Genomic DNA, 443 nt, shown 5'->3' with positions numbered 1-443 from the left:
TTCGTTCCAGGCCTTGAGTTCGGCCTGCTTGCGGCCCATGTAGTCGGTCAGCAGGCGAACCTGGGACAGGCGCTGCTCTTCGTCGTCATGCAGGAAACGCACGCCGCTGGCATCGATGAACAGGCTGCGCTTGATCCGTCGTCCGCCGGATTGCTGCATGCCGCGCCAGTTCTTGAACGACTCGGACATCAACCGCCAGGTCGGGATCGAGACGATGGTCTTGTCGAAGTTCTGCACCTTGACCGTGTGCAGCGTGATGTCCACCACATCACCGTCGGCGCCCACTTGCGGCATTTCGATCCAGTCGCCGACCCGCAGCATGTCATTGCTGGTCAACTGCACGCTGGCGACGAACGACAGCAGCGTGTCCTTGTAGACCAACAGGATCACCGCCGACATCGCACCCAGGCCCGACAGCAGCAACAGCGGCGAACGGTCGATCA

General features: G+C 61.6%; 1 protein-coding gene. It reads right to left on the bottom strand.

The window, feature by feature from the left end; translation table 11 throughout:
- Window positions 1-443, bottom strand: a 443-nt coding sequence (locus OC610_RS28860; RefSeq protein WP_264433221.1) for a mechanosensitive ion channel family protein, incomplete at both ends; no start/stop codon positions are given.

This window comes from Pseudomonas agronomica, assembly GCF_025917275.1.
Classification (GTDB): Bacteria; Pseudomonadota; Gammaproteobacteria; order Pseudomonadales; family Pseudomonadaceae; genus Aquipseudomonas; species Aquipseudomonas agronomica.
Note: the sequence above shows the minus strand (reverse complement) of the source record. Positions and strands in the feature narration are given on the sequence as shown.